Consider the following 13,546-nt stretch of genomic DNA (forward strand, 5'->3'; position numbering starts at 1 on the left):
ATGAGTTGTATTCTTAGTTTTTATTACTTTTTAATCCTTGAGCGCTCCATTCCATAAAACCACCATCCAGTTCATAAATGGTAGTAAATCCCAGTTCGGCAAGTTTTGCAGTCGCTTGTTTGCTTCTTGCACCACTTCTGCAATAAACATAAATGGGTTCTGACTTATCCAATTTCTTGGCTTCTACCTCAAAAGAACTTCTTTTCCAATCAATATTTTTGGCGTTCACTAGGTGCTCACTACCAAATTCTTCAGGCGTTCGCACGTCAATAACTTGCGGGTTTTCGCTACTCGCTATTTTTGTGGCAAAGGTAGCGCTGTCAACTATTGCTATGTTTTGTGCTTGCTGTTTTTGACAGCTAAGTAATGTAAGTAGAGTAATTGTTAATAGGTATAAACGAAATTTCATTGTGAGATAGCTTTTTTGTTTGTTTAAATATAACAATTATAACTCAAATATTTGATAAGACTGGTGCGTCGATTTTAAGATGGCTTCTGTTCGCTCGTGGTGCGTATCCGAAATAAATAATTGCCCAAAAGCATCACTATTGACCATTTCTATAATTTTTGAAACCCGACTCTCATCTAGTTTGTCAAAAATATCATCAAATAGAAGTAATGGTTTGACACCGCTTTGCTTTTTTAGAAAATCAAACTGCGCTAGTTTTAGAGCAATTAAATAGGACTTTTGCTGTCCCTGCGAACCAAATTTTTTAATGGGGTGCTGGTCAATTTCGAATAATAAATCATCTTTATGTATGCCAACACTCGTGTATTGCAATGCTCGGTCTTTGTTGATATTGTTTTCTAGCAAAATTAACAAATCAGTTTCATGAAGTTGACTCTCGTACACTAATTGAACACTTTCAGCAGAGCCAGTAATTGCTTGATGATGGGTGTTGAAAATAGGCAAAAATTGCGTGATAAATTCTTTTCTTTTTTCGAATATATATTTGCTGTAATTATCTAATTGTTCATTATATATCGCCAGGGTGTCCTTCTCAAAGACGTGGTTAAGTGCAAAATATTTAAGTAAGGCATTCCGTTGTACGATGGTTTTTTGGTACAATATAAGCTGCTTCAAATAATCACTATCCAGTTGTGAAATGACACTGTCCATAAATTTGCGTCGTGTTTCGCTGCCTTCTACAATAAGGTCTCTATCAGCAGGCGAAATAATAACTAGCGGAATAAAACCAATGTGATCTGAAAATTTATCGTAAATTTTACCATTGCGTTTTAATATTTTCTTCTGTCCTTTTTTAAGACTACAAACTAATTGTTCAGTGCGCTCTTCTTTGATGAATTCTGCATCAATCACAAAAAACTCTTCACCATGCTTAATATTTTGAACAGCGAGTGGGTTGAAATAGCTTTTTCCATAGGCTAGGTGATATATAGCATCTAGAACATTTGTTTTACCGATACCATTCTTTCCAACGAAACAAATAATCTTGCCTTCAAATTCGAAATTGGCCTCGGAGAAATTCTTATAGTTGAATAAGGAAATTTTTTTTAAATACATTCGTTATGAAGTCTTGCTGATAGTGAGCTTGTTACCGTTTTTTATTCTATTTTGAAAGTGTTTGCAAATTATCGAAAATTATTTAAATAAACTCTTTTTACCCGTGTTAACTCATGTTAATAAAACAGAAGTATTTAGGTTTATGAATTTAAAGGCATTGTTTTTTGTAAATAAATTATAAAAACCTCATTTTTTTGCGTGAGTTTGAATAAAAATTTTATTTTTGCGGTTCACTAAATTTAATTGAAATGGCTACTTATAATAAAAGAGGATATAAAACACCAAAAGAAAAAGAAGTTAAAGACGCTGTTGAAGACGTAAACATTGATGAAACGGAAAGCACAACTGCTGAGGTTTTTACCAAATTGGATGAAACGGCTTCTAAAACAGAAGACTGGGTTGCTAAAAATCAAAAAATAATTATTGGTTTTGTAGGAGCTGTAGCTTTATTTACTGTTGGTTATTTAGTGTATCAAAAATTTATTGCAGAGCCAAAACAAAATGATGCAGCAAACGAAATGTTTGTAGCGCAACAAAATTTTGAAAAAGCAGCTAATGGTGTTGCTAGTGATTCTCTTTATAAACTAGCTTTAAACGGTTCTGAAGGTAAATTTGGTTTTATCAAAATTGCTGATGAATATTCTGGAACAGATGCAGGGAACTTGGCAAATTATTATGCTGGAATCGCTTATTTGAACACAGGTAAATATACAGAAGCTATTGATTATTTAGAGAAATTTAGTTCAGATGATTTGATCTTAAGTGCAATGGCAAAAGGAGCGATCGGAGACGCGCATGCTGAAAAAAATGAGCAAGAAGAAGCTTTGTCTTTTTATGTAAAAGCAGCAGGAACTAATAAAAATGATTTCACAACGCCACGTTTCTTGTTGAAAGCAGGAAAAACGGCTTTGGCATTGAATAAAAAAGAAGACGCTTTGAAGTACTTTACAGATATCAAAGAAAATTACGAAAACACTCCAGAAGGTGCTTCTGTAGATGCATTGATTGGATTGGCTCAATAATTTGAGATAATAGAATACAAAACATCTAAAATCAGAAAAAATTATGGCAACTGAAAATAAAAATTTATCTGCTTACGATAAAAGTACACTTCCTAACGCAAAAGATTTTCGTTTTGGAGTTGTGGTAGCAGAGTGGAACGAGCAAATTACTGAAGGACTTTACAAAGGAGCGCTTGATGCTTTTTTGGATAATGAAGTGCCTGAAGCAAATATTATTCGCTGGAATGTCCCAGGAAGCTTTGAATTGATTTACGGAAGTAAAAAAATGTTGCAAACGCAAAATGTAGATGCAGTGATTGCAATTGGTTGTGTTATTCAAGGGCAAACTAAACATTTTGATTTTGTTTGTGAAGGAGTTACGCAAGGAATTAAAGATCTGAATGTACAATCTGATATTCCGGTTATTTTTTGTGTTTTAACTGATAATAGCATGCAGCAGTCTATTGATAGAAGTGGAGGAATTCACGGTAACAAAGGGACTGAAGCAGCTATAGCTGCTATAAAAATGGCATACATTCGTCAACAAGCATCTTTGGCGCATGAATACAAAAAACCAGCTTTATTAAATTCTGGTCAATTACAAATAGATAATGAGTCTCTTAAGATAGAGGAATAATATAGCATAACTATTTCAATAATAAACCTATACTGTGTAAAACCACAGTGTAGGTTTTTTGTTTTATTTATGATTGAGGATGTTCTATATCCACATATAAATTTCTTAAATTTGAAGCTCTAAACCATAATCCCGAAATTACTTTCAATGTCAAGTATTATCCAATTACTTCCTGATCATGTTGCCAATCAAATTGCTGCTGGAGAAGTCGTTCAACGGCCAGCTTCTGTAGTAAAGGAATTATTGGAAAACGCTGTAGATGCCAAGGCGACAGATATTAAGTTGATCATTAAAGATGCCGGTAAAGCATTAGTACAAGTTATAGATAATGGAGCTGGAATGAGTATTACTGATGCTCGATTGTGTTTTGAGCGCCATGCTACTTCCAAAATTCGTTTGGCCGAAGATTTATTTTCTTTGGGAACAAAAGGTTTTCGTGGTGAGGCATTGGCTTCTATAGCGGCAATTGCTCATGTAGAACTGAAAACTAAGCAAGATCAAGAAGAGCTAGGAACTCAGATAGTAATTGAAGGAAGTAAATTTATTTCGCAAGAAGCAGCAGTGTTGCCTAAAGGAACTTCGTTTGCAGTTAAAAATTTATTTTTTAATATACCTGCTCGTCGTAATTTTTTAAAATCTGACACCGTAGAATACCGACATATTGTAGATGAATTTCAGCGTGTTGCCTTGGCGCATTCGAATATTCATTTTACTTTTTATCACAATGGAAGCGAGATGTTTAATTTACCCGCTTCTACATTAAGACAAAGGGTTGTTAACGTTTTTGCAGGTAAAACAAATGAGAAATTAGTTCCCGTACAAGAGGAAACTGAGATTGTGACTATACATGGTTTTGTGAGCAAACCTGAATTTGCAAAAAAGAGTAGAGGGGAGCAGTTCTTTTTTGTTAACGATCGCTTTATAAAAAGTGGTTATCTGCATCACGCAATAATGGCCGCTTATGATGGTATCTTAAAAGACGGAGCACAACCTAGTTATTTTTTATATTTAGATGTTCCTCCAAATGCAATTGATATCAATATTCATCCAACTAAGACCGAAATCAAATTTGACGATGAGCATGCTATGTATGCCATTTTAAGAGCTTCGATTAAACATAGTCTAGGTCAATTTAATATTGCACCAGTATTGGATTTTGATAGAGATGCAAATCTTGATACGCCTTATAGCTTTAAAGATCTTGAAGGTGCTACGCCCACAATACAAGTAGATCGTACCTTCAATCCTTTTTCAGATGATAAAGTAAATAGACATTATTCGGGTGGTTCAAATACTACTTATAAAAAACCAGCTGCAACATCTAGCTGGGAAAGTTTGTATGTTGGACTCGATAAAGAAGAAGAATTTGTTGCTACGAGTGGTATTGAATTTGAAAATGAGATGATAACTGCTTCTTTGTTTAATGACGGAGAAGTAGAACAAACAGTTCAAAACACATATCAAATTCACAGAAAGTATATAGTATCTCCAATTAAATCAGGAATGGTAATTGTCGATCAGCAAAGAGCGCATCAACGCGTTTTGTATGAGCAATTTTTGACCAACATGACAGTTCATCAAGCTTCAAGTCAGCAATTGTTATTTCCTTTAGAATTGTATTTTTCAACGACCGAAATGGAATTAATTGCCGACTTAAAATTATCTTTGGTCAATACAGGATTTGTATTTGATGATTCTTACACTGAACACGTAGTAATTAATGGTATTCCGGTGAATGTAGTCGAAAGTGAAGTATCAATTTTATTGGAACAACTATTAAGCGATTTGCAAGATGGTATTCCAGAGAATAGTTTCAGTCAAAACGACTCGATTGCCAAATCGATGTCACGCAGTTTGGCTGTAAAAACAGGAACCTCTTTGACAATCAAAGAACAAGAAAATTTAGTAAATGGTCTCTTTGCTTGCAAAGAACCAAATGTATCCCCTTTTCAAAAACCTACTTTCATCACTATGCGTGTTGAAGATATAGATAAAAAATTTGCAGTATGAGAAATGTAACAGAGACAGTCAAACAATTAATAATTATCAATGCTCTATTTTACATAGGTACAACTTTTGTTGGAGATCCAGCTTATAAAGTATTAGCAATGTTTTTTCCTGAAAACGCAGACTTTAAAGGATGGCAAATAATCACGCACATGTTTATGCATGGTGGATTGATGCATATCTTTTTTAATATGTTTGCTTTGTATTCTTTTGGATCGGCCATGGAACATTTTTGGGGAGGTAAAAAGTTTTTGTTTTTTTATGTCTCTTGCGGGCTAGGTGCGGCAGCGCTGCATACAGCAATCAATTACTATTATTTTAATGAAGCCTTAGACATTATCACCGCTAATGGATTTACTAAAACAGAAGTTTTACAACTTTTAAATCAAGGTAAAATCAATACGCAGTGGCAGGATATTTTGACTGTAACCCAATTCACTAATTTCACTAGTGCTTTTGGTGGAGTAATGGTAGGAGCTTCGGGTGCTATATACGGAGTAATTGTCGCTTTCGCCTTTATGTTTCCTGAAGCCGAATTATCACTTATGTTTATTCCGATTCCGATTAAAGCAAAGTACTTCGTTCCTGGGTTAGTTTTAATCGATTTGTATTTGGGAGTTTCGGGTCAATCTCTTTTTGGCGGTGGTTCTGGCGGTGGCGGAATTGCACATTTTGCCCATGTAGGTGGAGCATTATGTGGACTACTAATAATGTGGTACTGGAAGAAAAATCAGTTTAACGGAAATCGTTGGAATTAAAATTATTATAAATCAAGAAGCTCTTTAAAACGCATACTGAATTATTGAATTCAGATGCTAGAAATTAATTCCGTAGAGAAATGAATATATTAGAAGATTTAAAATTACAATATAAAATAGGAGGTATAGCACACCGTTTAATTTACTGGAATGTTGGTTGCTTTTTACTCTCATTGGTTTTTTTCTACCAATTTCAAGGAGGTGATTTTGTTTTTCCATCTTGGCTTGCTTTAAAAACAGATCCGATTCCGTTTCTTTTTGCACCTTGGACTTTCTTGACCTATGCCTTTTTTCACGACGGATTCTTGCATTTGTTTTTTAATATGATTGTGCTGAATTTTTCCAGCAGTTTGTTTCTAACTTACTTTACGCAGAAGCAATTTTTAGGTCTTTATTTTCTATCTGCTATCTTTGCAGGTATAGTTTTTATTGCTAGTTATTATTTTTTGAATATCAGTTCTGGAATCGTAGGAGCATCTGCTGCTATTATGGCTATTTTGGTCGCAGCTACTACTTATCAGCCTTTAATGAATGTGCGCTTAATGCTAATCGGAAACGTAAAATTATGGCATATTACGGCGGTTATTTTGATTTTAGATCTGATGCAATTCCGATTGGGAAATACTGGCGGACATATTTCTCATTTATCAGGAGCCTTATTTGGATTTGTATTTGTTCGCTTGCTGCAAAATGGAGTCGATTTGAGTCGACCTGTTTCTTCAATTATTAGTTTTTTTACCAATTTGTTTAATAAATCTGGAAAAACGCCGTTTAAAACTGTACATAAGAATTATAGCAAACCTGTTGAGAAACGTGAGTCTAGAGTTGTAACCAAAGATAGATCACAACAACAAATAGATGAAATTCTTGATAAAATTAGTCAATCGGGTTATGATAGTTTGACAAAAGAAGAGAAAGAGTTTTTATTTAAAGTAGGTAAGTAATTTAGTTAATCGCGTATTAGCAGTAATACAGCAGGAATTTAGTAGGTTTTCATACCGAATAAAAAATGATATGAAAAAGCTTTCATGGTTCAATAGAGGAATGTTTTTCTTAAATATAGTCTTAACAGTAATCACATTTATCGCTTACATTTTGCCATTTTTGGCTCCAAAAATGTTTCCGATATTATCTGTGTTAACATTGTTTATGCCCGCATTTTTTGTGATGAATGCTCTTTTCTTTTTCTATTGGGCGATTCAGTTCAAAAAAAGAATGGTACTTTCTGGACTAGTTTTATTGATGGGAATTACATTTATCAATAAATTTTATAAATTTTCTACCAAAGAATTTCCAGAAGATGAAAAGGACTTTATAGTAATGAGCTATAACGTTCGTTTGCTGAATCTTTTCAAATGGTTGGATACTGATGATGTGCCACAAGATATTTTGACCTTTATTAATGAAAAAAATCCGAATATCTTATGCATTCAAGAATATTCGCAATCTGCCAATATAGATTTAAAAATTTACCCTCATAAATACATTTATATGACGGGTAATAAAATAAAAACAGGGCAGGCTATATTTTCTAAATTTCCCATTATTGACCAAGGAAATATTGTTTTTCCTAATTCTAATAACAATGTTATCTATGCGGATATTAAGCAGGGTAAGGATATCATACGCGTTTACAATATGCATCTGCAGTCGATAAAGATATCTCCCGATGTTAATGAAATTAATGAGAACATTGATGCGATGAATCAGGGGAAATCGCAAATGATGTTGTTTCGTATTAGCAAAGCTTTTAAACAACAGCAAGATCAAGCTGAGATTTTGAAAGAGCACAAACGACAATGTAAGTATCCAGTAATTATTTGTGGAGATATGAATAATAGTGCCTTTTCTTATGTATACCGAAGCATAAAAGGCAATCTTAAGGACAGTTTTGAAGAAGCTGGTGTAGGTTTTGGAAAAACATATAAATTTAAATACTACCCTGCTAGAATCGATTACATTTTTGTTGATCAAAGTATAAATGTCAAAACATTTGAGAGCTTTTCTAATTTTGAAAACTCAGATCATTATCCTATTATGGCAAAGATTTCCATTGATTAAAACCTCCTTTAATAAACACTTCTTACTTCTGTTGTAACAACAAAGGTTGGTTCTTCGCATAATCCAAAGTAAACTTACCTTCATTGAATATTAAATCCAAAACGCTTAGGTTGTTTATGAAGCCATGTTTGTCATCAAAGACTTGTTGGTAGGGAGTGAAAGTAGAACTATCTTTTTTTCCGTTGGCTAGAAAGCGATAATCATTGATTAAAGTAGAATCAACTTCGTGAAAATATTCAGTTGTAGTTGTGAAATCTAATTTTATACGTAGACATTTCGTTAGCAACTCAAAAATTGCTAGGTTAAGATCCAATAAGTAGGTGTGTTTTTTTTCGAAAATAGGGGCAAAGTCGTCTACAAAATATTCGAAAAAAGGGGAACTTCTATACGCTGCTTCAAGTGATTTGAAATGTTGTTTCTGCCAATCAAAATCAGAATCAATTAGAATTTCTTTAGTTTTCTGATGGATGTTTTTTGAGTGTTTAACAGGAATATTTAAGAGTTGAATTCCATTTGGACTGTAAATGTAAGCTCTATTTCGATTGGTCTGCTTTTGAAAATTATCTTCTACTTCAAAGACAATTTTATCTGCCTGTATCATTGCCGCAAAATGGCTTATTGAGGGGAAATAGGTGGGAAGTAGTAGCGTTTTCATGCTGAAAATTTGTAATGTATTTGCAAGTATTATGCAGTGTTATATTCGTCATGGTACTGCGTGAGGGATAGAAGAGTAAAGCCCGCAGTCAATTGGAGCGGTAGCGGAAATTGGCGAGGACTTGTAACGAATAGCCCGACCCGCTTTTTCTGCGGGTCACGCCCAAACTATTTACACATTATAAATTGTCTAATTAATAAAATTAGATATCGTTTTGCTCTTTTCTTTTCTTGTAAAAATGTTCTCCTACAAAGTATATTGCTAAGAGGATCAAGAAATATTTAAAGTAAGATTGAGGTTGACCTTCACCACTTACCGTCGTAAAGACACGGTCCCAACGTACTTTGTTAATTCCTTTACCGTTGGTATCCCAACTCATCCAGATGAAAATTGGCTTTCCTACAACATGGTCTTCTGGAACAAATCCCCAGTAGCGGCTGTCTTCGGAGTTGTGACGATTGTCTCCCATCATCCAGTAATAATCTTGTTTAAAAGTATATTCAGTAACGACCTGACCATTTAATTTAATTTCGTTTCCAGTAACGATCAGTTCATTATTGTTTCCGTTGTCATCTTTCTCATAAGTCTTTATAATTCTCTCATAAAACGGCAGTGTTTCTAATGTCAAAGCCACCGTTTTTCCAGCTTGTGGGATGTAGATTGGTCCAAAGTTATCTCTATTCCATTTACCGATGTGAGGAAAGATGCCACTTTCTGCACCTCGCATAATTTCTTGTTTGACAGCTGTAACTCCAGGAGTATTTTTAAGTCGCTCAGCACTAGCAGCCGTTAAAGCTCTAAAATAAACAGTATCGCGAGATTGCTCATCTTTGAAACCTGCTCCATCTGTAATATCTAGTTCTTTGATTAATCCTTCAAAATCGATAGGTGTTTTTCCGTCAACGGCAACTGCATAAGAAAATTGAGGTTTTGCTCGCTCAGGTAACGCCAATACTTTTCCGTCAATGTATATAATTCCGTCTTTTATAGATAAATTATCACCGGGAATTCCTACGCAGCGCTTTACGTAATTGGATTCTTTGTCGATAGGTTTAATGACACCTGGGCGTCCTTTTCTTTCGAAGAAATAATGTACAGTATCCACGGGCCAGTTGAAAACAACAATATCACTGCGTTCAATTTTTTCGATACCAGGTAATCTAAGGTAAGGTAGTTGTGGCCATGATAAGTATGATTTCTTTTTGGTTCCAGGAATAGAGTCGTGTACCATTGGTAATGCAACGGTAGTCATAGGAACTCTAGCACCATAATTTGCTTTACTTACAAATAGAAAATCACCAATTAATAACGACTTTTCTAATGAGGAAGTTGGAATTGTAAATGGTTGAATGACATAAGTATGAACAATTGTTGCAACTACTATGGCAAAAAGTAGCGAGCTTATGGTGTCGGCAGTTTTATTCTCAGATACTATAGTACTGCGGTCTGCAATGTATTCTAATTTTTGAGTGTAGTTTAGATACCCTACATACAAACCACAAGTAAAAATGGCTAGTAAAGTATCAACGGTGCTGCGTTTTCCAAAACTTCTTACTGTTTCTACCCAAATGACAGGAAATATAATAAGATTGATGATCGGAATAAAAAGCAAAATTGTCCACCAACTTGGGCGACCTATGATTTTCATTAATACTATAGCGTTATAAACAGGAACTGCTGCTTCCCATTTATTTCTTCCTGCTGCTTCATATAATTTCCAAGTTGCCACAAAGTGTACTATTTGGATAAAGAGGAAAAACACAAACCATTGAAATAGTGTCATAGATTCTTAATGTTAGTAGTTAATTATTTTATATTTAATACGTCTTTCATAGAGAAAACGCCTTGTTTTCCTGATAACCATTCTGCAGCAACTACAGCGCCAAATGCAAAGCCTTCACGTGTATGGGCAGTGTGTTTGATTTCGATGCTATCAACATCAGATGTGTAAGTAACAGTATGTGTACCGGGAACCTCGTCTAAACGAACAGCTTCAATATGAATTTCATTTTCTTTAGCATCATCAAGTGTCCAGTCTGTATAATTGCTATTCTCAATTACACCCTTTGCTAATGAAATTGCAGTTCCGCTAGGAGCATCTAGTTTATGAATGTGATGAATTTCTTCCATGTCCACTTTATAACTATCTAATGTTGCCATCATTTTGGCTAGGTAGCTATTGATTTCAAAAAAAATGTTTACGCCAAGACTAAAGTTAGAACTAGAAATAAAACCACCTTTTTTTTCTTTACATAAAGCGATCATTTCGTCATAATGTTCTAGCCATCCTGTTGTTCCAGAAACTACGGGTACATTAGCATGAAAGCAGCTAGAGATATTATTGACTGCAGCAGTAGGAACACTAAAGTCAATAGCGACATCTGCTGTTTCTAAACCTTCATAAGTATTGAATTCATCTTTTTTCAAAACGATTTCATGACCTCTTTCAAGTGCAATTCTTTCGATTACTTGACCCATTTTTCCGTATCCTAAAAGCGCAATTTTCATTTGATATTTTTTATTAATTAAAAATATAAGGTTGTTATATCTTTATTGTTTAGAAATTGTAATTCAGCGTCAACCCAACTTTAGACTTTGTCGTCAGATCATCTCGGTATAAGCTAGGCTTAAAAGATAAATTTTCGTCAACATTAAATTGTAGTAAAGCAGCATCGACATTAGCATCAATAATATTAAGTGCATAAAAAGCAACTACAAACAAAGCGGAAATATCTCTATTGCTCTGGTAAAATTTTTGAGCAGTGATTAATTGGGTGTCCGTTAGGTAATCGTACTGATCATCTGTAAAACCTTCTAACCTAGATTTATAGGCGTCTCGATAGGAGTTGTATTTTTTTTGACTGTCTAAATAAAAATACATACTTGTTCCTATCGCACCATAAACCAAAGGGATCTTCCAATACTTTTTATTATAGGCTTGCCCTAAACCAGGAAGTATGGCAGAATAAAAAGCCGCTTTTGCAGGAGTCAACGGGTCGATATCATTTGACTTAACCAATGGTTGTTTTGAATTGAGAATAAGGTTGTCTTTGATAACAACAGGCTCTGCTTCTCCGCCTTGAGAAAAAACATAAGATGTTCCAAGAAAAAATAGAAGTGTCGTTATAGAAAATATCTTTTTCACTATCCTTTTATTATTTCCATTATTCTATTAAAATCATCTTCTGAATGAAACGGAATTGTAATTTTTCCTTTACCGTTTCCAGCAACTTTGATGTCTACTTTGTTTCCAAAGTATTTATTAAAAGCATTTTTGTGCTCCTGATCAACGGCAAACGATGATACTTTGGCTTTTGTAGCAACTTTTGGTTTTTGACTTTCGTGATAGTTTTTTACCAAAGCTTCGGTATCACGTACCGAAAGGTTTTGACTTACTATTTTTTGGTAAATGTCAGTTTGAATGTCTAAATCTTCGATATTGATGATTGCACGTCCATGTCCCATACTAATAAAACCGTCTCTAATACCAGTTTGAATAATTGGGTCTAGTTTTAATAAACGCAAATAATTGGCGATTGTAGAACGTTTTTTACCCACACGATCGCTCATTTGCTCTTGAGTTAACTGGATTTCGTCAATTAAACGTTGGTAAGAAAGTGCAATTTCAATTGGATCTAAATCATGACGTTGAATGTTTTCAACCAATGCCATAACCAATGATTCATTATCATTAGCAATACGAATGTAGGCAGGAATAGTCGTCAATCCTACAAGAGTCGAAGCTCTAAGACGTCGTTCTCCTGAAATTAATTGGTATTTGTTGAAGTCTAATTTTCTAACAGTAATGGGTTGAATAACACCCAGTTCCTTGATAGATACAGCCAATTCTCTTAAAGCTTCTTCATTAAAGTTACTTCTAGGTTGAAACGGATTGATTTCGATTGCATCAATCTCTAGCTCTATAATATTTCCAACGACTTTGTCAGCGTTTTTATCTGTTGCCGATGTAATATCGTTTTCTGGATCTTTCAATAAGGCAGATAAACCTCTTCCTAGGGCTTGTTTTTTTATTGCTTTGGCCATAAAATTAGTTGCTGTTTTTCTTTATTACTTCTTCAGCAAGGCTCAAATAATTCACGGCTCCTTTGCTGGTTGCGTCGTAGTTGATAATGCTTTCTCCAAAACTTGGTGCTTCACTCAACTTGACATTTCTTTGTATAATGGTATCAAAAACCATATCGTTGAAGTGTTTTTGAACCTCTTCTACAACTTGGTTAGACAAACGTAATCTAGAATCATACATAGTCAATAATAGACCTTCGATATCCAAATCAGGATTGTGTATTTTTTGAATGCTTTTGATTGTATTTAATAACTTACCTAAACCCTCTAGTGCAAAATATTCACATTGTATAGGAATGATTACAGAGTCGGCAGCTGTAAGTGCGTTAAGTGTAAGCAACCCTAAAGAAGGAGCACAGTCAATGATGATAAAATCATACTGATCTTTTACGCTTTCTAATGCTTTTTTAAGCATGTATTCTCTATTTTCCTTATCTACCAATTCAATTTCGATAGCTACAAGGTCAATGTGAGCAGGAATTACATCTACATTTGGCGCAGTACATTTTATAATTGCTTCCAAAGGTGTGTTGCTGTGTTCTAGAATTTGGTAAGTACCAATCTCTACACTATCGACATCAATTCCGACTCCTGAGCTAGCATTCGCTTGAGGGTCAGCATCAATAAGTAAAACTTTTTTTTCTAAAACGCCTAAGGAAGCTGCCAGATTAACTGATGTTGTTGTTTTTCCAACTCCTCCTTTTTGATTAGCAATCGCAATGATTTTGCCCATTTATTTTGTCTAAATTTTGAATGGTAAAAATACAATTTATTATGGTTTCTAAAAATCTAATTTGTTAACATTTGTTAATGGTCAAT

At 34.3% G+C, this 13,546-nt stretch carries 14 protein-coding genes; 6 read left to right on the plus strand and 8 right to left on the minus strand.

Features of this window, described 5'->3' with window-relative positions; translation table 11 throughout:
* Window positions 1-13: 13 nt before the first annotated feature.
* A complete protein-coding gene (locus tag LXH21_RS11295) occupies window positions 14-409 on the minus strand; it encodes a rhodanese-like domain-containing protein (RefSeq protein ID WP_239865870.1) in 396 nt (131 codons plus the stop codon).
* A gap of 36 nt (window positions 410-445) precedes the next feature.
* The gene (gene recF / locus LXH21_RS11300; RefSeq protein WP_239865871.1) at window positions 446-1,525 is read right to left on the minus strand and encodes a DNA replication/repair protein RecF; all 1,080 of its coding nucleotides are present in this window, start codon (window positions 1,523-1,525) and stop codon (window positions 446-448) included.
* A gap of 248 nt (window positions 1,526-1,773) precedes the next feature.
* Between recF and LXH21_RS11305 the strand changes: the two genes are divergently transcribed.
* From LXH21_RS11305 to LXH21_RS11330, 6 genes are all read left to right on the plus strand, one after another.
* The gene (locus LXH21_RS11305) at window positions 1,774-2,547 is read left to right on the plus strand and encodes a tetratricopeptide repeat protein (RefSeq protein ID WP_239865873.1); all 774 of its coding nucleotides are present in this window, start codon (window positions 1,774-1,776) and stop codon (window positions 2,545-2,547) included.
* Window positions 2,548-2,590: 43 nt separating this feature from the next.
* Window positions 2,591-3,163: a 6,7-dimethyl-8-ribityllumazine synthase gene (gene ribH, locus LXH21_RS11310; protein ID WP_239865875.1), complete on the plus strand. Its 573-nt coding sequence runs from the start codon at window positions 2,591-2,593 to the stop codon at window positions 3,161-3,163.
* A 147-nt stretch (window positions 3,164-3,310) separates the two neighbouring features.
* Window positions 3,311-5,173 (plus strand): DNA mismatch repair endonuclease MutL, encoded by a 1,863-nt coding sequence (mutL, locus tag LXH21_RS11315; protein ID WP_239865877.1) that lies wholly within the window; start codon window positions 3,311-3,313, stop codon window positions 5,171-5,173.
* Window positions 5,170-5,928, plus strand: a complete 759-nt coding sequence (locus LXH21_RS11320) for a rhomboid family intramembrane serine protease (protein ID WP_239865879.1) — start codon at window positions 5,170-5,172, stop codon at window positions 5,926-5,928. The genes mutL and LXH21_RS11320 overlap by 4 nt, the downstream gene beginning before the upstream one ends.
* An 80-nt stretch (window positions 5,929-6,008) precedes the next feature.
* On the plus strand, window positions 6,009-6,872 hold the full coding sequence (locus tag LXH21_RS11325; RefSeq protein WP_239865882.1) for a rhomboid family intramembrane serine protease: 864 nt from the start codon (window positions 6,009-6,011) through the stop codon (window positions 6,870-6,872).
* A gap of 70 nt (window positions 6,873-6,942) precedes the next feature.
* A complete protein-coding gene (locus LXH21_RS11330; RefSeq protein WP_239865884.1) occupies window positions 6,943-7,989 on the plus strand; it encodes an endonuclease/exonuclease/phosphatase family protein in 1,047 nt (348 codons plus the stop codon).
* 22 nt (window positions 7,990-8,011) lie between these two features.
* Here the strand turns inward: LXH21_RS11330 and LXH21_RS11335 are convergent, their stop codons facing one another.
* The 6 genes from LXH21_RS11335 to LXH21_RS11360 form a co-directional block, all read right to left on the minus strand.
* Window positions 8,012-8,644, minus strand: a complete 633-nt coding sequence (locus LXH21_RS11335; protein ID WP_239865886.1) for a WbqC family protein — start codon at window positions 8,642-8,644, stop codon at window positions 8,012-8,014.
* Window positions 8,645-8,846: 202 nt separating this feature from the next.
* The gene (lepB, locus tag LXH21_RS11340) at window positions 8,847-10,427 is read right to left on the minus strand and encodes a signal peptidase I (RefSeq protein WP_239865888.1); all 1,581 of its coding nucleotides are present in this window, start codon (window positions 10,425-10,427) and stop codon (window positions 8,847-8,849) included.
* Between the two features lie 23 nt (window positions 10,428-10,450).
* The gene (gene dapB, locus LXH21_RS11345; protein ID WP_239865890.1) at window positions 10,451-11,152 is read right to left on the minus strand and encodes a 4-hydroxy-tetrahydrodipicolinate reductase; all 702 of its coding nucleotides are present in this window, start codon (window positions 11,150-11,152) and stop codon (window positions 10,451-10,453) included.
* Between the two features lie 49 nt (window positions 11,153-11,201).
* On the minus strand, window positions 11,202-11,789 hold the full coding sequence (locus LXH21_RS11350; protein WP_239865892.1) for a DUF5683 domain-containing protein: 588 nt from the start codon (window positions 11,787-11,789) through the stop codon (window positions 11,202-11,204).
* The gene (locus tag LXH21_RS11355; RefSeq protein WP_239865906.1) at window positions 11,789-12,688 is read right to left on the minus strand and encodes a ParB/RepB/Spo0J family partition protein; all 900 of its coding nucleotides are present in this window, start codon (window positions 12,686-12,688) and stop codon (window positions 11,789-11,791) included. The genes LXH21_RS11350 and LXH21_RS11355 overlap by 1 nt, the downstream gene beginning before the upstream one ends.
* Window positions 12,689-12,692: 4 nt before the next feature.
* Complete coding sequence (locus tag LXH21_RS11360) at window positions 12,693-13,460, minus strand: ParA family protein (RefSeq protein ID WP_239865907.1); 768 nt, start codon at window positions 13,458-13,460, stop codon at window positions 12,693-12,695.
* Window positions 13,461-13,546 lie beyond the last annotated feature (86 nt).

Origin of the sequence: Flavobacterium algicola, from assembly GCF_022399565.1 — a bacterium.
Classification (GTDB): domain Bacteria; phylum Bacteroidota; class Bacteroidia; order Flavobacteriales; family Flavobacteriaceae; genus Flavobacterium; species Flavobacterium algicola.

Bases quoted from the DNA above. Each gene is read 5' to 3' on its own strand.
- LXH21_RS11295 (WP_239865870.1), bottom strand. From the start codon at position 409: ATGAAATTTCGTTTATACCTATTAACAATTACTCTACTTACATTACTT.
- recF (WP_239865871.1), bottom strand. From the start codon at position 1,525: ATGTATTTAAAAAAAATTTCCTTATTCAACTATAAGAATTTCTCCGAG.
- LXH21_RS11305 (WP_239865873.1), top strand. From the start codon at position 1,774: ATGGCTACTTATAATAAAAGAGGATATAAAACACCAAAAGAAAAAGAA.
- ribH (WP_239865875.1), top strand. From the start codon at position 2,591: ATGGCAACTGAAAATAAAAATTTATCTGCTTACGATAAAAGTACACTT.
- mutL (WP_239865877.1), top strand. From the start codon at position 3,311: ATGTCAAGTATTATCCAATTACTTCCTGATCATGTTGCCAATCAAATT.
- LXH21_RS11320 (WP_239865879.1), top strand. From the start codon at position 5,170: ATGAGAAATGTAACAGAGACAGTCAAACAATTAATAATTATCAATGCT.
- LXH21_RS11325 (WP_239865882.1), top strand. From the start codon at position 6,009: ATGAATATATTAGAAGATTTAAAATTACAATATAAAATAGGAGGTATA.
- LXH21_RS11330 (WP_239865884.1), top strand. From the start codon at position 6,943: ATGAAAAAGCTTTCATGGTTCAATAGAGGAATGTTTTTCTTAAATATA.
- LXH21_RS11335 (WP_239865886.1), bottom strand. From the start codon at position 8,644: ATGAAAACGCTACTACTTCCCACCTATTTCCCCTCAATAAGCCATTTT.
- lepB (WP_239865888.1), bottom strand. From the start codon at position 10,427: ATGACACTATTTCAATGGTTTGTGTTTTTCCTCTTTATCCAAATAGTA.
- dapB (WP_239865890.1), bottom strand. From the start codon at position 11,152: ATGAAAATTGCGCTTTTAGGATACGGAAAAATGGGTCAAGTAATCGAA.
- LXH21_RS11355 (WP_239865906.1), bottom strand. From the start codon at position 12,688: ATGGCCAAAGCAATAAAAAAACAAGCCCTAGGAAGAGGTTTATCTGCC.
- LXH21_RS11360 (WP_239865907.1), bottom strand. From the start codon at position 13,460: ATGGGCAAAATCATTGCGATTGCTAATCAAAAAGGAGGAGTTGGAAAA.